An 18,359-nucleotide genomic window follows, 5' to 3' on the forward strand; every position below is an offset into this window, starting at 1 on the left:
ACGGGAAACTAAATGTTAAAAAACTAGGGAGGTTTTATTTCTGCAGAAAGAAATATTTAAACACAAAAAAGTATTTTGGTTTATTCTTTCCTTTATTGTATTGTTGCTTATTGCCATTATAGTATACGAATCAAATGATAAAGATTCTAACCAAAAGGAAAAGCCTAATGAACAAAAGGAACAAAAACCTACATATAGAGCAAGTTATCATTTTACTTCGCCTGATAAATGGATAAATGATCCCCAAAGACCTATCTATTTTGATGGCAAATTTCACTACTATTATCTTTATAACCGCGACTATCCTAATGGGAATGGCACTGAATGGCGTCACGCGACATCAGAAGATTTAGTTCATTGGCAGGATGAAGGAATTGCTATTCCAAAATATACAAATAAGAATGGAGATCCTTGGAGTGGTTCTGCTGTAATCGATGAAAATAACACGGCAGGTTTTGGTGAAGGGGCAATTGTTGCGATTGTAACACAGCCTTCAGCAGATGGAGGGAAGCAGGAACAATATCTTTGGTACAGTCAGGATAGAGGAAAATCCTTTATTTCTTACAGTGATCAACCGGTTATGCCTAACCCAGGACAAAAAGATTTCAGAGATCCAAAAATTATTTGGGACAAGCAAAATAATAAATGGATTGCACTAATGGCAGAAGGAGAAAAAATTGGTTTTTACGAGTCTGATAATTTAAAAGACTGGTCGTATATCAGTGAGGTTATTACGGAGAATATCGGAATAGTAGAATGCCCAGATCTATTTCAAATCCAAGCAGATGACGGGACAAATAAATGGGTGTTAGGTGCTAGCGCTAATGGAAAAGCGCATGGGAAGCCGAATACCTATGCATATTGGATAGGCCAATTCGACGGCAAACAATTTATTGCGGATCATGCTGAACCAAAATGGTTAGATTATGGTTTTGATTGGTACGGTGCGGTAACATTTGATGATGGACAAAGCAGCACTAAACGTTATGCTTTAGGCTGGATGAATAATTGGGACTATGCCAATAACACACCTACGTTAAAAGAAAATTTTAACGGCATTAATTCTATTGTTCGTGAAATAACATTGCAAAAACAAGGAAATAATGAATATAGTTTATTATCACAGCCAGTACAAATGCTTAATAATATAGTGAAATCAACAGAGTCTTATAAAGACTTAAAGGTAGATGAGATAAAGACGTTGAAATCAAAAGGAGACAGCTATTTATTGGAAGCTGATATAAGCTGGTCTGATCTTAACAATGTTGGCGTAAGGCTGCGGGAATCTGATGATAAAACAAGACATATCGATGTCGGCATTAAGGCAGATGAAGGGTACTCTTATGTAAACAGGGGGAATACTGGACAGCCTGATGAAAGCAGACGGTTCTTAGAGTCAAAAGCACCATTCGATAAAAAGAAAAAGAATGTTCATTTAAAAATATTTGTAGATAAAACATCCATTGAAGTGTTTGTTGATGATGGGAAAATTGTTTATTCTAGTGAAGTATTCCCTGAACTAGATGACAAAGGAATAAGTTTATTTGCAGAAGGAGGCACAGCTCATTTTAATAATGTGTCAATAAAACATCTCCATTATAAAGAGAAACATTAAAATATGTTCAAAATCTAATTAAACCCTCTTTTTTATAGCATGAAGTAAATCAAGATAGAAAATACTATAAAAAAGAGGAGGATATAATGTTAAAAAAATTTACTTTCTTTTTTGTTGTATTATTTTCCTTTAGTACTGATACACATGCAGAACAAAAAGTGCATAAAAATGTATTGGCAATTGTGATTGATGATTTTGGCAATAATATGAAGGGAACAGACGAAATGTTAAATTTACCTGTTCCAATAACTGCGGCCATTATGCCATTTTTATCAACAAGCAAAGAGGATGCTATCCGCGCCCATCAAAAAGGACATGAAGTTATTGTTCATTTACCATTAGAACCGAAAAAAGGAAAAAAAAGTTGGCTAGGGCCTGGTGCCATTACAACGGATTTAAGTGATAAGGAAATACGAAAAAGAGTGAAGAAGGCAATTGAAAGTATTCCATTTGCCGTTGGGATGAATCATCATATGGGATCAAAAGCGACAGAAGATGAACGGGTTATGCGCATCGTCTTGGAAGAATGCCAAGCACATAATTTATTTTATTTAGACAGTAAAACAACAGGCAATAGTGTTGTGAAAAAATTGGCGGAAGAGCTGCATGTCCCATATTTAGAAAACGATTTATTTTTTGATCATATTTATTCCAATCAGTATATTGTAAAACAGGCAAACAAATTAGCAGGTGAATTGGACAAACAGGAACAATCTATTGCAATTGGACATGTCGGGGTATCAGGACCAATCGTTGTAAATATGTTAAAGGAATACATCCCTGTGTTCCAACAAGAAGCTGCTATTGTACCATTGTCAAAGTTAATAGACGGATATGAGTTATTAAAATAAGGCTGTTATCGTATAAAATGTTGCTTTTACACTCGCAGCCTGAATACACTTCGTCCGGTTTAGCGAGCGTCGAGCCTCCTCGTCGCATACGCTCCTGTGGGGTCTCGTCTTTCTCGCATTCCCACAGGAGTCTACGTGTATTCAGTCTGCTGAGTACTTCTTCTCCCATTAATAGAGCCTTGTTATTATTAGAAACCTTCTTTCTCGAAACGGTATAAATCCTTATTACTGCCAAGTACGATTAATACGTCTGCTTTATAAATAACTTCATCAGCAGATGGGGATACAATGGTTGTTTCTTTTCTTTGAATGCCAATAATCGTACATCCATATTTAGCTCGAACATTTAGCTCAAGTATCGATTTATGATTCATTTTTTTTGTGGCAATCATTTCGACAATGCCATGTTCTTGCGAAAGTTCAATATAATCAATCATTTTTTCTGATACAACATGATGGGCAATTCTTTTTGCTATATCTCTTTCTGGATGAATAACACGGTCTGCTCCTATTTTTTCTAACACTCTTTTATGATAGCTGTCAGATGCTTTAACCCATACTTGGCTGATGCCTAATTCCTTCAAGATAAGAGTAGTTAATATACTGGATTCTACATCATCCCCAAATGAAACAAACGCATGATCCATGTTGCGTAGTCCTAATTGATTAAATGATTCTTCGTTGAATGCATTCAGTTGAACACAATGTGTTGCTATACCTTGGTATTTTTCCACTTTTTCAAGAGATTGATCAATTGCTAAAACTTCTACACCCATTTCATGAAATTCTTCTACAAGGCTGCCTCCGAAATTACCTAGCCCTATAACAACAAATTGTTTATTCATCCCAATAGCCTCCAATTTTGAACATTGTTATGATTATCTTCTTTTTATTATAGGCCTTTTTCGTATAGATTGTTGTTTTAAACTCGCAGCCTGCATACACTTCGTCCGTTTAGCGAGCGTCGAGCCTCCTCGTCGCATACGCTCCTGTGGGGTCTCGTCTTTCTCGCATTCCCACAGGAGTCTACGTGTATGCAGGCTGCTAAGAAACACTTTTCCAAATGTTTTTTATGTAAAATACAACAAACTTTGAGAAAACAGTTAGTTTTTTGGTTAGAGGAAGGATAGTTTCAACTATGTAGGAAGTTTTTTGCAAATAAAAAAGGTTGTCCCTAATACACAACGAAGTGTATTGGGGACAACCTTATCAGAATTTATATGTTTCAAGTTGTCTAGCTTTGGCGCTGAACAAGGTGCTTTCGCTTTTATCATTTTATTCAGATAAATAAGCAGTAAGCATCCATACATGTTTTTCAATTTTTCCAATTAAACCGACAGCAAGATCATTTGTAATAATATCTTCTAATTGATCGGCATGTTCTGCAAGAGCTTTTAATTGTGTATTAATATGGCTGAAGTCTTCTACAACTGATTTTACCATTTCTGTTGTAGATAATGGTTCTGTACTTTCTTCTAAAGTAGACGTTTCGATAAACTCTTTTAATGTAGAGACAGGTTTTCCGCCAATCGCAAGCAATCTTTCTGCAATTTCGTCAACAGCAGCTGCAGCTTCATCGTAAAGCTCTTCAAATTTTTCGTGTAGTGTAAAGAAGAAAGGTCCTTTTACATACCAATGATGTTGATGCAGTTTCGTATAAAGTACACTCCAGTTAGCAATTTGTACATTTAATTCTTTTTGTAAATCTACTTTTGTTTGTAATCCCATTTTAAAAGCTCCCTTCAAGTAAGTGATAATATAATTATAACAAGTTTTAATTTAAAATCAATACTTATTTATAATTATTTTAATTTAGTTTTTATTATAATAAAAAATTTTCCTTAATTTGAACATACCATAAAAACCTTATAATAGATAGACTATTCTGCATATTTCATAGAATAGTCAAATTCATCTTCTATAGCAGAAATAATAAAATAAAACCTTTAGATGAATGATAAATAAACGTATTTATTGATAATACCTCCCCTTTTTCTTCTGTAAACGAACGATTTTAGGATAATAATTCATCCTCTTCATTATTTGATAAAAAACTACTTTCTATTTATAGAAAATCAATTTTATTTTTGCTAGAAGCAGAAAAGCTACAGATGGCTGAAAGACTGAAAAAATAATCGGCAATAAAAAAACAAGAAGAGAAAAAGTCATGCTGTGAACTTTCTCACTCTCTTGTTTTTTAAAATGAAGGAGATGAAAACATATATGATTTATGATGGTACCGGATGCTAAAGATTAATCCCATTGCCAGCATATTAGTCATAAGGGAGCTTCCGCCATAACTAATAAAGGGAAGCGGGATTCCTGTTATTGGCAGTAATTGAATCGTCATGCCGATGTTTTCGAATACATGGAATGTAATCATGCTGATAATGCCGACACAAATATAAATGCTGTAGGAATCATTTGCCGAAAAAGCAGTTCTTATTAGATGATATATTAAAACGAAATAAAGGCTAATTACTATACTTCCGCCAATAAATCCATATTCTTCTCCAATTATGGTAAACACAAAATCGGTATGCCTTTCTGGGATATATACACCAGTATTCCCAATTCCTTTTCCTGATACTAAGCCGGAACCGATCGCCCGCAACGATTTGACGAGCTGTAATCCATCATCACCCGCTTCGAAAGGATCTAACCAAGAGTTAATTCGTTTAAATTGGTAGTCGTCAATGTCCAAATATTTTATGATAAACGCTCTTTCATAAATGGCTAAGTAGAGGACGGTTGAAGCAAATGTAATAACAGTTCCGTATAAAGGGATAATAATTTTCCATGTAATTCCTGACACTAATATCATTCCGACTAGGATGGCCATTAATACAAGCGTTGTTCCTAAATCTTGCTTAATGACTAATCCAAGAGGGAGGATGGAAACTAATATCATTTTTCCTAATAACATAAAATCTGTTTTAACAGATGGATAAATTGTTTTTTCATGATGGTCAAACATGATTTTTGATAATGCCAAAATAAAAAAAACTTTCATGTACTCTGAAGGCTGTATACTGCCGATTCCTTCAATAACATACCAGCTTTGGGCACCTTTAATTACCGGTGTGAAGTCAGTGTCAGGCATCACAAGAAGTCCTATTAAAAGGAAAATGCCAGTTCCATATAAAATCCATGTTAGTTTTCTAAATTGTTCATTATCGAAATACATACATACTGCAATGGCACAAGAACCAACGATATACCAGAAAATTTGGGATGTTAAATACGATTCGCCTGCCTTTTGTGCACTATAGATGGAAAAACAGCTTAATAAACAAAATACCAATAGCAGAAAGCAAAGCGACCAATCAAATTTATCTGAAAAACTATTACGTCTATCATTCATTTTATAAACTCCTTAATTTGTTGCCTTTTTGAACACACACTTATATAGACGACAATTTCTCTATATTTGTTTCCATTAATATAAAAAAAGAGAGATTCTATGCAAGCTATTTTCATTAAATAAAATAGTTAACATAGAATCCTCTCTTTGTCCTACAGTAAATTCGCAAGAAAGACTTTTGCAATGCCAAAATATATAAATAAAGAAAAGATATCATTTATGGTTTATAAAGGAAAACCTGTATATTTAACTTTTATAAAGCAAGGATAAGTATGAATAAGTCATATGATACAGTTATTATATTTTAAATAAGAGGAATAGAAATCCTAAACATTTAACTGTATAATAATCATGGCACTCTTATTTGGAGGGGGATAAATGGACATAGATCTCGAATTACAGGAAAAGGAAGTATTTCGGGAAATTTTGTGGGAAGGAAAATTTGATCAGCTTGCTATTTGGTTAGATGGAGAATGGTCTGTATTTGCTTCCACTCATTATGAGCAAAAAATGAAAGAAGAAGAGCCCATATATGTTTTACATCAACAAGAAGTTATGGATGCTCATTTTTCAGAGGAAACCCTTGAGCTTCTCATACAAGAAATCGAAGATGTGTTAAATACTCGAATGAGGAAAAACGCATAAACAGGAATTAAGTATATTTATCATGAGAAGTTTCCTTTTTATATGAAACTAAAGCAAAAGGAGTTGATATTTTGAGTAGCTTCGGTTCTCTTGAACCTGAACCAGTAAATATTTCGGAGGAAGTCAAAATTGCATTTTACGGAAGGGAATATAAGTTATCGAGGAATATTAACTCCTTAAAAGGTAATAAGTCTTCCTCTATTTAAATGAGGAGGGTAAACCATGTTAGAAATGTATTTAACGGATTCAACTGGAAAACTTCAAGAAGTAAACGAAATTTCTAAAGGGTGTTGGATTAATCTGATTAATCCTACAACAGAAGAAATTGATCATGTCACAAATCATTTAAATATACCAGTTGAGTTTATGAAAGACGCTCTCGACGATGAAGAAAGGTCCCGAATCGAAACAGAGGATAACAATATATTGATTATTGTAGATTATCCGTACATTACACACGATGAAGCAGGCTTTCCTATTTATGAAACGATTCCGATTGGAATGATTATTTCCAATAATTGTTTTATTACCATTTCTTTGAAGGAAACCCCTATCTTAGAAAGTTTTAAACAAAATAAAGTCAAGGGATTTTATTCTTTCAAAAGAACAAGGTTTTCTTTACAAATTCTTTATGCCATTTCTACGTATTACTTAAGGTATTTGAAACAGATTAACAAGAAAACGGACGAGATTGAGAAAGAACTTCATCAGTCCATGAAAAATAAAGAAATTTATGCTCTTTTGGCTTTGCAAAAAAGTTTAGTTTATTTCAGTACCTCTTTAAAATCAAACAAAGCTGTACTTGAAAAAATACTTCGTTTAAATTATTTAAAAATGTACGAAGAAGATCGAGACTTGTTGGAAGATGTTATGATCGAAAATACACAGGCAATGGAAATGGCTGATACCTACACGATTATTTTAAATGGAATGATGGATGTCTTCGCATCGGTTATTTCGAATAATGTCAATATTGTCATGAAGCTTCTAGCTTCTATTACAGTTATCTTTGCATTCCCTACGATGGTTTCTAGCTTTTATGGCATGAACGTCGGGTTGCCTTTTCAAGATTATCCTTATGCTTTTTTCTTTATTCTTCTCGTTGCTATTTTTTTATCAACCACAACAGCGATTATTTTTTGGAAGAAAAAGTTTTTCTAACAGAAGGACATGGATAAATTTACTGATTAGTACGGTTGTAAAAAGTTTCTGGAAAAATACTTTGTAATATTTTCTGACAATATTGTTGAAGCTTTTTGTAATTACATTAAAATAAATGTATACCGTATATAACTAATTCGTATATCCTTAAAAATTGGTTTAAGGGTCTCTACTTAGAAACCGTAAATTTCTAGCTACGAAAAAAATGTGCATGGATAATGCATGTTTTTTTCGTGGCTTTTTTTGTGGGAAAGAACATGCAAAAGGGGGAGCAATATGACGAATATTTTAATTAAAAACGCGCAAATTGTTACGATGAACCAATCGGAGGAAATAGTAACAGGAGATATATTAATTGAAAACAATATTATTAAGGAAATTGGGGAGAATCTGAAGGAAACAGAGGCAGATAAGATAATTGATGCTACAAATAAAACCGTCATTCCTGGTTTTGTACAAACACATATTCATTTATGTCAAACCTTGTTTCGTGGGAAAGCTGACGATTTGGAGTTAATGGATTGGCTGCGCAAACGAATATGGCCGTTAGAAGCAGCTCATGATGAAGAGTCGATTTATTATTCTGCCATGTTAGGAATAGGGGAACTGATCGAAAGTGGTACGACAACAATCGTCGATATGGAAACCGTTCATCATACAGATTATGCTTTTCAAGCCATTGCAGAAAGTGGAATTCGGGCAGTTTCTGGGAAAGTAATGATGGATAAAGGAGACCAAGTCCCATTGCCTCTTCAGGAAAAAACAGCAGAGTCCATTCAGCAAAGTGTGGATTTATTAGAGAAATGGCATCAGTATGACGATGGGAGAATACAATACGCTTTTTCGCCAAGATTTGTTGTTTCTTGTACGGAAACATTATTAAAAGAAGTTAAAACCCTTTCGGATCACTATAATGTAAGAGTGCACACACATGCTTCTGAAAATTTGGGAGAAATCCACATCGTTGAAGAAGAAACGGGCATGCGAAATGTGGTTTATTTGGATCATCTAGGTTTAGCAAACGATCGATTAATTTTGGCTCATTGTATTTGGCTTAATGAAGAAGAAAAAAGAATCATAAAGGAAAAAGGCGTTCATGTCAGCCATTGTCCTGGATCTAATTTAAAGCTTGCTTCTGGAATTGCAGAAACGCATCATCTACTTTGCGATCATGCTTCTGTCAGCTTAGGGGCGGACGGTGCACCATGCAATAATAATTTAGATATGTTTAATGAAATGAGATTGGCAGCACTGATTCAAAAACCGCTGCATGGACCAACTGCCATGGATGCGAGAACCGTATTTCGTATGGCGACAATTGGAGGAGCAAAAGCAGTTGGCATGGAAAAGGAGATTGGCAGTATTGAAGTGGGCAAAAGAGCAGATTTAGCGATATTAAACCTTTACAATTTTCATACGTTTCCTTCTTATGATGTTGATCCTATTTCAAGAATTGTCTACTCCGCAACACGTGCAGATGTCGAAACAACAATTATTGATGGAAAAATTGTGATGGAAAATAAAATCATGAAAACATTAGATAAAGAAATTGTGTTAAGAGAATCTAATACAAGTATTAAAAGGCTATTAAAACGGACAAATATTTAGACTGTTTTCGTAAAGATTGTTGCTTTTAAACGCGCAGCCTGAATACACTTCGTCCGTTTAGCGAGCGTCGAGCCTCCTCGTCGCATACGCTCCTGTGGGGTCTCGTCTTTCTCGCATTCCCACAGGAGTCTACGTGTATTAAGTCTGCTGAGTACTTCATCTCCATTTTTTCATTTGAAAAACAACAAATTTTGAGAAAACAGCCAATATTTAATATCATGCTGTTTGCAAAAAAGAACAGAACGACATGTTCGATACATGGTGTTTTGTTCTTTTTAATTTGTAAAATAAATATTACTTTTGAAACAAATTTGTAATAAGTTATTTTCTTCTCTTTTTGATAAACTAAGATGGAGAACAAATGTCCTTCTTATACTATGTATCATAGTAGGAAAATTTTCGGCTTATTGAGAGGATGCTTCAAAAAATAACTAGGGAAGGCTCCCTTAATCCTCCTGTTTTTTGAAGTATCGTCAATACTATGAAGCGTATAAGAAATAAGCCTACATGGAATCAAGAAAGAAGAGACTACTTTTTAAAGTTAGGCTGTGTTAAAGCTAATTGTTGATTGAAGCGAATGCCTCTCGCTGCAATCAACAGACAAGTTTAACAGAGCCAAAGTTAAGAAAGAATGAAGTTTAGACTAGTGTCTAACTGCGAAGTGCATGCAGGATGTATGAGTGTTGATGTTGAGGCGCTTCCGCTTTTCTTATCACTTGCTATAAAGGTTGGGGGGTACTTTATGAAAAAAAATCATGATATTCGTGATGTTATTTATATTCATTTACATGAAAAGGATCGTTTTGTTCTTTCCTATGGAATTGAATTTCACGAGTTTTATCAGTTTTTAGGGGAATCGATTCCTTCAATATTATTATTAAAGCATCAGTTCGAGGAAGGAGAGTTTCATTCTCATACGATGCTTGAATATGTTCCAAAACATAAACTTTCAAAGTTAGTAAAAGATGATGTGTACGGCTACGGCGATTTTTCTTGGATAGATTTTGAAGAAACAGAGGTTTTGGATATATTAGAAGGGCAGACCATTGCGGAGCTTCTTTATCTTGGGCATATAAAAGATCATTTAAAAGCACCGTTTTATCAGCAGCTAAACAATCAGTTTGTTTATTTAGCCCATGATGATGGATGGTTTAATAAAACATACTATAAAAAATTAGATGTGTTTTACTATTTGTTCTGTGAAGTGATAACAAGCAAATTATCCCATTTGAAATTAGAGAAAACATTGTTTGGAATAAGGAAAAAAAGAACCTATCCACCAATAGATAAACAAACAATCACCATATTGAAAGATTTAATGAAAGAAGGGATGGTTCTTTCTATACAGAAAACAGTGCAAAATCGTTTTCGTCTTGAAATTCCAATTTGGGTGATTGAAGATTTTTCTAACATGGATAGCATGTATGAAGATTATGAAAAAAAGAGCACACAAGCTTGTGATGCAAAACTTATTTTTGATAAAAAAACAAAAGAATGGCAAGTAGATATTCTTTAGTATGGTGAGCTTAATGAAAAAAAGCGTTTCAGTTAAATTTCCAAGCCCTTTGACAAGAATGACATTTATCAGTAGACCGAATCGTTTTATTTTGCATTGTTATTCACAAACTACTCATTCAGTAGAAGTGGTGCATTTAGCCGATCCAGGGAGATTAAAGGAGTTATTAATAGAAGGGGTTGGAATTTACGTATTACCAAGTACAAATCCAAACCGCAAAACAAAGTGGACAGCAGTTTTAGTCGAGGCAAAAGAAGGACTGGTTTCCATTAATACTACGTTTCCAAATATGCTTGTTGATAAAATGGTGAAACAATCCATTATTCCAGAGCTAATTGATTATAAATGGATAAAGTCCGAATACACATATGGACATTCACGCTGGGATTTTTTATTGGAGCATTATAACGGTACATCTCTGCTTCTTGAGGTCAAAAGTGTAACTTTGGCGGAAAATGGGATTGGAATGTTTCCAGATGCAATTACCGCAAGAGGTACGAAGCACGTGAAAGAAATAACAAAGATAGCACAAGAAGAGAACATTCATACAGCGATTTTATTTATAGCCCAACGAGAAGATGTAGAAAGAATAACATCTGCTCCTCACATTGATAAAAAATTTGCGGAGGCTTTAATAGAAGCAGAGAATGCAGGGGTAATGTTGATCGGCTACAACTGTAAACTCTCGACACAAGATATTGCATTAAATAGTGCTGTTCCTGTTATCTCGAAAAACATTTATGATAACTAGACAAATTTCGTGTTGTTTAGTGTATAATCAAACGTGATGAAAAATGAAATAGTTAGAAAATTGGTGTCTTTATTAGAGAGGATATTGAAATGGACATACATCAATTATTTAGGGCAGTATGTAAACTGATGTAACCGTATGAAAAATCCATCTAATGAGAGACTTAAAAGGGAAGTTGGTGAAATTCCAACACGGTCCCGCCACTGTAAATGATTGTGAACTGAGATAACCACTGTATGATACGGGAAGGTTCAGGGAGCAAAAATCATAAGTCAGGAGACCTGCCATTTTCTATACACCTGTAAAACCTACGAGGATAGGAAGGTGTGGAGTATGCTTTGAATCCATTTAAAGTTATCTCAACATCTCTATTTAGTCTGTAGAGATGTTTTTTGTTGTTGGCTGTTTTCGTATAGATTGTTGTTATTTAACCCGCAGCCTGAATACACTTCGCTTTCCGCGGACGAGTGCCGAGCCTCCTCGTCGCTACGCTCCTGTGGGGTCTCGTCTTTCTCGCTTTTCCCGCAGGAGTCTACGTGTATTCAGACTGCTCAGTACTTCAACCATGTTTATTATTTTATTCAAAAACAACAAACTTTTAGAAAACAGTCTTTATTTATCAACTGGCTGTGTTAAACGAATAATGTTGATTTTGGAAGGAAATTTGCGAGACTCCTGCGGAAAAACGGGCTGGCAAGACCCCGCAGTTAGGTACGAGTGAGGAGGCTTGCTAGTTCGTCCGCGGAAAGCGAGTGAATTTCCTGACCATTATAAATCAACACTGAAATTTAACAGAGCCTATCAATTATTATTTGAAAAGGATGGAAGATGAATGAAAAAGCTTTATACTTATATTTTTGCACTTCTTTTGGCTGTCGGCGTGCTTGCTGGATGTGGAGAAACAAAAAAGGGAGATAATGCAGCAGATACTAAAAAAACAGATGCAGTTTCTTTTCCAGTTACCATTAAAGATGCACTAGATGAAGAAGTTGTAGTAGATAAAAAGCCAGAAAAAATTGTCTCTTTAATTCCAAGCAACACGGAAATTGCTTTCGCTTTAGGATTAGGAAAAGAGATGGTTGGCGTTTCTAATTATGATAATTATCCGCCAGAAACTGCGAAAATTGAAAAAATTGGAGATTCTAATTTTAATGTCGAAAAAATTATTTCTTTAAAACCAGATGTTGTATTAGCACATGCTTCTGGTGCACATAATTCAAAAGAAGGATTACAACAATTGCGTGATGCCGGCATTGATGTCATCGTTGTAAATGATGCAGCAAACTTTGAAGGTGTTTATGATAGTATTGCAATGATTGGGAAAGCTACTGGAGAAACACAAGCAGCAGAAAAAGTTATCGCAGAAATGAAAAATAAAATCGCTGAAATAAAAAATAAAGCAGCTAAAATTGCAGATAAGGATAAAAAATCTATTTACATTGAAATTAGCGGTGAACCTAGTATTTATACAACAGGAAAAAATACATTTATGCAAGAAATGCTAGATACAATTAATGCAAAAAATGTTGTAACAGAAGAAGGTTGGATTCAAGTAGATCAAGAAGAAATCATCAAAGCAAATCCAGATGTAATTATTACTACTTATGGCATTTATGCAACAGAAAATCCTGCTGAAACAATCTCTAAACGCAAGGGCTGGCAAGATATCACTGCTGTAAAGAATAAATCAGTAGCAGATGTAGACTCTGATACAGTTACTCGTTCTGGTCCTCGCTTAGTAAAAGGGGTAGAAGAATTTGCAAAAGCAGTATATCCAGATGTATTTAAATAAAAAAGGAGCGGCTTATTTATATGCCGCTTTTTTTCTCTTCTTTTCTATTATTATAGCCATATCGGTTGGAACAGTGTCCATTCCTGTTATAGACGTAATAAAAATACTTGTTAGTATGATCCTTCCTGGAGATTTTCTAACTCATATAGATCCAATGTATGTTAATATTGTTCAAAATATTCGCTTGCCTCGTGTGCTTCTTGCAGGGCTCGTTGGTGCATGTCTTTCCATAGCAGGTGCTGCATTTCAAGGATTGTTAAGGAATCCACTCGCGGATCCATATACGCTTGGGGTTTCGTCAGGTGCATCTGTAGGAGCTGTTATCACCTTGTTTTTTCAAGTAAGCATCCCGTTTATTGGGAGCTTTACGCTTCCTTTATTAAGTATCCTTTGTTCCTTTGTTACCATTTTTTGTGTGCTGCTTTTTGCTCAAAAAATGGACAAAATGATGCGAGTGGAAACGATTATCCTTACAGGAGTTATTTTCAGTTCTTTTTTAAGTGCGTTTATTTCTTTAATGATTGCTTTAACTGGAGATGAATTAAGACAAATCATTGGCTGGCTTCTTGGCAGTGTTTCCATGAGAGGATGGGTCTATATTAAAATTATTCTCCCGTTTTTTATCATTGGATCAGGTATATTGCTTCTGCAAGGAAAAGAATTAAATGCACTAGCCTTTGGAGAAGAACGGGCACAGCATATAGGTGTAAATGTTCAAACAAGAAAAATCCTTATTTTGCTGGCGGGCTCGATTTTAACTGGTGCAGCGGTAGCTGTTTCCGGAACGATAGGGTTTGTTGGGTTAGTAATACCTCATGTAGTTAGAATATTAGTCGGACCGGATCACAAATATTTGCTAGGACTATCGATGCTAATAGGAAGCAGCTTCCTTATTCTAGCTGATTTAGTTGCTAGAACGATTATTTCTCCAACAGAGCTGCCAATTGGTGTAATAACGGCGTTAATCGGTGCACCAATATTTGCGGTGATATTATTAAAGCGTCGAAAAGGAAGGAGCAAAAAGAATGCTTAAAGTAAATAATATCTCCTTTCAATACTCTGGCCGGACCATTTTTTCTAATCTTTCCTTTTCCGTAAAAAAAGGAGAGCTTCTAGGCATATTAGGCCCAAATGGCAGTGGCAAGACAACGCTGCTCAAGCTGATTAGTGGAATACTTAAAAGGGAAAAAGGCGAAATTTTCATAAAACATAAAAGCATGGAAGCTTATACACAGAAAGAATTGGCGAAAGTAGTAGCAGTTCTCTCCCAACATGCAGAAGAGTCTTTTTCCTATCAGGTAAAAGAAATAGTATCACTTGGAAGATATGCCTACCAGCGAAATTGGCTGCAGTCTTGGAGCCAGGAAGATGAAGCAATCGTGCAAGAGGCAATGGGATTAACAGGTGTAGCCCATTTGCAGGATGCATCGATTCAAACATTATCCGGCGGGGAAAGACAAAGGGTGTATTTAGCGCAAAGCTTGGCTCAAGAGCCTGAAATCTTATTATTGGATGAACCGACAAATCATCTTGATTTATCTTATCAAAAAGAGTTGTTGGATAATTTGAAGCAATGGAGTCGTGAAAAAGGATTAACAATCATTAGTATTTTTCATGATTTGAATTTAGCAGGTTTATATTGTGATCGTCTTTTGCTGCTTCATGATGGCAGAATCGAAGCAGATTCTATTCCAGCAGAGGTTCTCCAAGAAGCAGCTATTAAGAAGGTATACAAAACAAAAGTAAAACGAACGCCTCATCCACAAACTGCTGCACCACAAATCGTCCTTTCTCCTGAAAAAATGGAAGGTAGCAGCGCTGTGATAATAGATGAACAATATTTGCAGCTTTCATCACAACATGTTGCTTTAGCATCTCCTAAATCGTTAAAAACGATTTCATCAGGGGTGACAGGTGCTGGAATAGGCTGGTACTCCCATTTTGTAAATAGACATGTCAATAAAAATTATCAGTGTGATGATTATCAGCAAGAAATGAAAAATTATTTGCTTAAACATGATTTTATCCCTGAAAAAACCGTAAGCATGATGACGGCTGTTTATGTAGAAGATGTTGCTTATAGAACTTATAAAGAAGATAATTTTTCTGTTTTTATTGTGATCACAGCAGGTGTTGGTAATGCCGTCGATGCGGCAAGAAGCAAGGAACATTTCTCTTACTTTAATCCAGGTACGATAAATATATGGATTTTTATTAATGGAAAGCTGTCAGACCAAGCATATATTCAAAGTATTATGACCGCAACAGAAGCAAAAGCAAGTGTACTTCGTGATTTGCAAGTGGTCGACCCGATAACGGAAACGATTGCAACGGGAACGTCAACAGACAGTATGTTAGTAGCAGCAACCCAAGAAGGTACAGAGATAGAGTTTGCGGGAACGATAACGCTATTAGGAAAATTGATTGCAACCGGTGTAGCGGAATGTTTAGCAGAGGCATTAAATAAAAGAAATGGCAGGTTACAATCATGATGCTTTATCATCTAATCAGCATAACAATTGCGATTATTATCGATAAAATAATTGGCGATCCACCAAACTGGCCACATCCAGTCAAATGGATGGGGATGTTAATCTCAGTATTAGAAAAGAAATGGAATAAAGGGAATAATCGCAAACAAAAAGGATTATACATGCTGCTTGTTGTATTAGGAATCACGTATATAATAGCGTTTTTTATTGTATATACAAGTTATCGTATTCATTTTAGTATAGGAATCCTAGTGGAAAGTTGTTTGATAGCTACTACTATCGCACAAAAAAGCTTAAAAGAAGCAGCACTTGATGTATACAAACCTTTGAAAAAAAATGATTTACAAAAAGCACGTCTAAAACTTTCTTACATTGTTGGAAGAGATACAGAAACATTAACGGAAAAGGAAATTGTTCGCGGAACGGTTGAAACAGTGGCAGAAAACACTAGTGACGGGGTTACTGCTCCCTTATTTTGGGCTTTTATAGGCGGTGCTCCTCTAAGTCTTGTTTATCGTGCTATTAATACATGTGACTCTATGGTCGGCTATAAAAATAAAAAGTATGAGCAATTCGGCTATTTTTCAGCAAAGTTAGATGATCTCGTAAATCTTCTCCCTAGTCGAATCACCGCATGCTTATTGCTTCTTATTCTACGCTCTCCCTTTTATACATTTAAGGAAGGGTGGCAGACATTGTTTGCAGATGCAAAAAAACATCCTTCGCCAAACAGTGGCTGGGGCGAATCAGCAACTGCCATTTTATTAGGTGTGCAGTTAGGAGGCATCAATTATTATAAAGGAGAAATTTCCAACCGTGCCAAAATGGGACAACCAAAAGCAGAACTGGATAAAGAGCATATTATCCTTAGCAATACTATATTAACGAAAGCGACTTGTTTCTTTCTCTTATTTTTATGGATTGGAGGTTTTTTGATTGAATTTGCCATCACATGGAGCGAATCCACATTATTTATATGAACAAATGGATATAACGCCTCCACAACAAATAATTGATTTTAGTGCCAATATTAATCCATTAGGGCCTCCTGCTGTTTTGCAGCAGAAATGGGCCAGCTTGTATAATACCATCCATTACTATCCCGATCCAAAAGGGAGGATGTTGATTAAGAATATTGCTGACATAGAAAATATAAAAGGAAATCAGCTATTGCTTGGAAACGGTGCCGCAGAACTTATTTCTTTAATTGGAAGAATGTTGACAGGGGAAAAGGTACTGCTTATTCAGCCGACTTTTTCCGAGTATGAACAAGCGTGTAAAGTAAATAACTGCGAAGTGAATTATCATATGGTGAACGATAAAGACTGGCTATTGCAAATAGAAGACATGGAAGCATCATTAAAAAACGTAAAGGCTGTTTTTTTATGCAACCCGAATAATCCAACAGGCATTTATTATGAAAAAAAAGAGCTTCTTCGTTTATTAGATGTTTGCAAAAAATATGATTGCTTGCTTATTTTAGATGAAGCATTTTATGATTTTGTAAAAGATTATGAAAAAATGGCGCCTGAATTAAAGCATTATCCTAACTTGTTAATCTTAAGATCGATGACGAAAATGTTCAGCATTCCAGGAATTCGTTTAGGATACATCATGGCGCATGAACAGATGATTAAAAAGCTTGCTTCCTTGCAAACGCATTGGAGTGTCAATAACATTGCATTACATGCTGGGGAACTGTTATTAGCGGAAGAGGATTTTGTAGCGGATACGATCCAATTTATTGAAACGGAAAAACAAAAACTGTGCGCATTTTATAAAAAAATTGGATTTCAGATGACAGAATCACATGCTAACTTTTATTTATTAAAAGATCCTAATTTCGATGAGCAAAAGGAGTTTTTTCAGTTTTTATTAAAAGAAGGCATTGTTGCACGACATACATATAATTATCCTGGTTTAGACGGTAAATGGCTGCGATTTGCCATTAAAAATAAACAGGAAAATGAGCACTTGCAAGGAGTTATCAAAAAATGGATCAACAACCGACCTTTATTTTTGTCACTGGTGGAGTAAGAAGCGGCAAAACATCCTTTGCAGAAAATTTAGCCTTACATTATGCAAAAAACTACAAGCTTCGGCTTCACTATTTAGCAACAGGTGTCGTAACGGATGATGAAATGAGAGAGCGAGTCGAACGTCATCAAAAAATCCGGAAAAATCAAAAACAACAATGGACTACATGGGAGCAGCCGACTAACTTACAAGAATTGCTGCCCCATTTTAGCAAGAAGGATGTTGTTTTATTTGATTGCTTAACAACATTAGTAGGCAACGAACTTTTTCAGCAAGAACAACAGACCTGGAACGATGATGTACTTATGGAATTGCAGCAGAAGATAGAAGAAATCGTTTTGTCATTAAGTGAGCGATGCAACATTTTTATTGTTGTCAGCAATGAGGTGACATTTGAAGCACTGCAAAATCCTCTAATCATCACTTATAGTAGATTGCTTGGCAAGCTGCATCAATCCTTTGTTCAAATGGCAACAGAAGCATATTTAGTGGAAAGTGGTATTCCGATAAGAAAGAAAGGATGACAA

Annotated in this window: 16 protein-coding genes and 2 riboswitches; of the genes, 13 read left to right on the top strand and 3 right to left on the bottom strand. The window is 35.3% G+C overall.

The features are described 5' to 3' along the window. Positions 1-40 precede the first annotated feature (40 nt). Positions 41-1,615, top strand: a complete 1,575-nt coding sequence (levB, locus tag ACTYA4_RS18865) for a 2,6-beta-fructan 6-levanbiohydrolase (RefSeq protein ID WP_445505842.1) — start codon at positions 41-43, stop codon at positions 1,613-1,615. Positions 1,616-1,701: 86 nt separating this feature from the next. Further along, positions 1,702-2,466, top strand: coding sequence for a divergent polysaccharide deacetylase family protein (locus ACTYA4_RS18870; RefSeq protein ID WP_443483005.1), 765 nt, complete (start codon positions 1,702-1,704; stop codon positions 2,464-2,466). A 188-nt stretch (positions 2,467-2,654) separates the two neighbouring features. Here ACTYA4_RS18870 and ACTYA4_RS18875 read toward each other — a convergent pair whose 3' ends face one another. From ACTYA4_RS18875 to ACTYA4_RS18885, 3 genes are all read right to left on the bottom strand, one after another. Continuing rightward, on the bottom strand, positions 2,655-3,311 hold the full coding sequence (locus ACTYA4_RS18875; protein ID WP_443483004.1) for a potassium channel family protein: 657 nt from the start codon (positions 3,309-3,311) through the stop codon (positions 2,655-2,657). Positions 3,312-3,741: 430 nt separating this feature from the next. Continuing rightward, positions 3,742-4,194: a Dps family protein gene (locus tag ACTYA4_RS18880; RefSeq protein WP_443483003.1), complete on the bottom strand. Its 453-nt coding sequence runs from the start codon at positions 4,192-4,194 to the stop codon at positions 3,742-3,744. A 469-nt stretch (positions 4,195-4,663) separates the two neighbouring features. Continuing rightward, positions 4,664-5,830 (bottom strand): FtsW/RodA/SpoVE family cell cycle protein, encoded by a 1,167-nt coding sequence (locus ACTYA4_RS18885; RefSeq protein WP_443483002.1) that lies wholly within the window; start codon positions 5,828-5,830, stop codon positions 4,664-4,666. A 378-nt stretch (positions 5,831-6,208) separates the two neighbouring features. On the opposite strand from ACTYA4_RS18885, the gene ACTYA4_RS18890 reads away from it, so the two are divergent. The 11 genes from ACTYA4_RS18890 (at position 6,209) to ACTYA4_RS18940 (ending at position 18,356) form a co-directional block, all read left to right on the top strand. After that, on the top strand, positions 6,209-6,475 hold the full coding sequence (locus ACTYA4_RS18890) for a hypothetical protein (RefSeq protein WP_443483001.1): 267 nt from the start codon (positions 6,209-6,211) through the stop codon (positions 6,473-6,475). A 222-nt stretch (positions 6,476-6,697) separates the two neighbouring features. Next, on the top strand, positions 6,698-7,636 hold the full coding sequence (locus ACTYA4_RS18895; protein WP_443483000.1) for a magnesium transporter CorA family protein: 939 nt from the start codon (positions 6,698-6,700) through the stop codon (positions 7,634-7,636). A 117-nt stretch (positions 7,637-7,753) separates the two neighbouring features. Next, a riboswitch (purine riboswitch) is annotated at positions 7,754-7,853 on the top strand. Positions 7,854-7,912: 59 nt separating this feature from the next. Then, the gene (locus ACTYA4_RS18900) at positions 7,913-9,244 is read left to right on the top strand and encodes a 5'-deoxyadenosine deaminase (protein WP_443482999.1); all 1,332 of its coding nucleotides are present in this window, start codon (positions 7,913-7,915) and stop codon (positions 9,242-9,244) included. 742 nt (positions 9,245-9,986) lie between these two features. Next, on the top strand, positions 9,987-10,760 hold the full coding sequence (locus tag ACTYA4_RS18905) for a hypothetical protein (RefSeq protein WP_443482998.1): 774 nt from the start codon (positions 9,987-9,989) through the stop codon (positions 10,758-10,760). A 13-nt stretch (positions 10,761-10,773) separates the two neighbouring features. Beyond that, positions 10,774-11,511, top strand: a complete 738-nt coding sequence (gene sfsA / locus ACTYA4_RS18910; RefSeq protein WP_443482997.1) for a DNA/RNA nuclease SfsA — start codon at positions 10,774-10,776, stop codon at positions 11,509-11,511. 109 nt (positions 11,512-11,620) lie between these two features. Beyond that, a riboswitch (cobalamin riboswitch) is annotated at positions 11,621-11,814 on the top strand. 529 nt (positions 11,815-12,343) lie between these two features. Then, positions 12,344-13,303 (top strand): ABC transporter substrate-binding protein, encoded by a 960-nt coding sequence (locus tag ACTYA4_RS18915; protein WP_443482996.1) that lies wholly within the window; start codon positions 12,344-12,346, stop codon positions 13,301-13,303. Beyond that, positions 13,269-14,336 (top strand): FecCD family ABC transporter permease, encoded by a 1,068-nt coding sequence (locus ACTYA4_RS18920; protein WP_443482995.1) that lies wholly within the window; start codon positions 13,269-13,271, stop codon positions 14,334-14,336. The genes ACTYA4_RS18915 and ACTYA4_RS18920 overlap by 35 nt, the downstream gene beginning before the upstream one ends. Further along, complete coding sequence (locus tag ACTYA4_RS18925; protein WP_443482994.1) at positions 14,329-15,795, top strand: heme ABC transporter ATP-binding protein; 1,467 nt, start codon at positions 14,329-14,331, stop codon at positions 15,793-15,795. The genes ACTYA4_RS18920 and ACTYA4_RS18925 overlap by 8 nt, the downstream gene beginning before the upstream one ends. Beyond that, positions 15,792-16,775, top strand: coding sequence for an adenosylcobinamide-phosphate synthase CbiB (gene cbiB / locus ACTYA4_RS18930; RefSeq protein ID WP_443482993.1), 984 nt, complete (start codon positions 15,792-15,794; stop codon positions 16,773-16,775). Before ACTYA4_RS18925 ends, cbiB begins: the two co-directional genes overlap by 4 nt. Beyond that, the gene (gene cobD, locus ACTYA4_RS18935; RefSeq protein ID WP_443482992.1) at positions 16,732-17,832 is read left to right on the top strand and encodes a threonine-phosphate decarboxylase CobD; all 1,101 of its coding nucleotides are present in this window, start codon (positions 16,732-16,734) and stop codon (positions 17,830-17,832) included. Before cbiB ends, cobD begins: the two co-directional genes overlap by 44 nt. Continuing rightward, entirely contained in the window at positions 17,790-18,356 is a 567-nt protein-coding gene (locus ACTYA4_RS18940; RefSeq protein WP_443482991.1) for a bifunctional adenosylcobinamide kinase/adenosylcobinamide-phosphate guanylyltransferase, read from the top strand. Before cobD ends, ACTYA4_RS18940 begins: the two co-directional genes overlap by 43 nt. Positions 18,357-18,359: the final 3 nt, after the last annotated feature.

This window comes from Niallia yueguangensis (genome assembly GCF_052663115.1).

Coding starts and splice junctions, on each gene's coding strand:
- ACTYA4_RS18895 (WP_443483000.1), top strand. CDS start 6,698: ATGTTAGAAATGTATTTAACGGATTCAACTGGAAAACTTCAAGAAGTA.
- sfsA (WP_443482997.1), top strand. CDS start 10,774: ATGAAAAAAAGCGTTTCAGTTAAATTTCCAAGCCCTTTGACAAGAATG.
- ACTYA4_RS18905 (WP_443482998.1), top strand. CDS start 9,987: ATGAAAAAAAATCATGATATTCGTGATGTTATTTATATTCATTTACAT.
- ACTYA4_RS18940 (WP_443482991.1), top strand. CDS start 17,790: ATGGATCAACAACCGACCTTTATTTTTGTCACTGGTGGAGTAAGAAGC.
- ACTYA4_RS18890 (WP_443483001.1), top strand. CDS start 6,209: ATGGACATAGATCTCGAATTACAGGAAAAGGAAGTATTTCGGGAAATT.
- cbiB (WP_443482993.1), top strand. CDS start 15,792: ATGATGCTTTATCATCTAATCAGCATAACAATTGCGATTATTATCGAT.
- ACTYA4_RS18925 (WP_443482994.1), top strand. CDS start 14,329: ATGCTTAAAGTAAATAATATCTCCTTTCAATACTCTGGCCGGACCATT.
- ACTYA4_RS18875 (WP_443483004.1), bottom strand. CDS start 3,311: ATGAATAAACAATTTGTTGTTATAGGGCTAGGTAATTTCGGAGGCAGC.
- ACTYA4_RS18900 (WP_443482999.1), top strand. CDS start 7,913: ATGACGAATATTTTAATTAAAAACGCGCAAATTGTTACGATGAACCAA.
- ACTYA4_RS18870 (WP_443483005.1), top strand. CDS start 1,702: ATGTTAAAAAAATTTACTTTCTTTTTTGTTGTATTATTTTCCTTTAGT.
- ACTYA4_RS18880 (WP_443483003.1), bottom strand. CDS start 4,194: ATGGGATTACAAACAAAAGTAGATTTACAAAAAGAATTAAATGTACAA.
- ACTYA4_RS18915 (WP_443482996.1), top strand. CDS start 12,344: ATGAAAAAGCTTTATACTTATATTTTTGCACTTCTTTTGGCTGTCGGC.
- ACTYA4_RS18885 (WP_443483002.1), bottom strand. CDS start 5,830: ATGAATGATAGACGTAATAGTTTTTCAGATAAATTTGATTGGTCGCTT.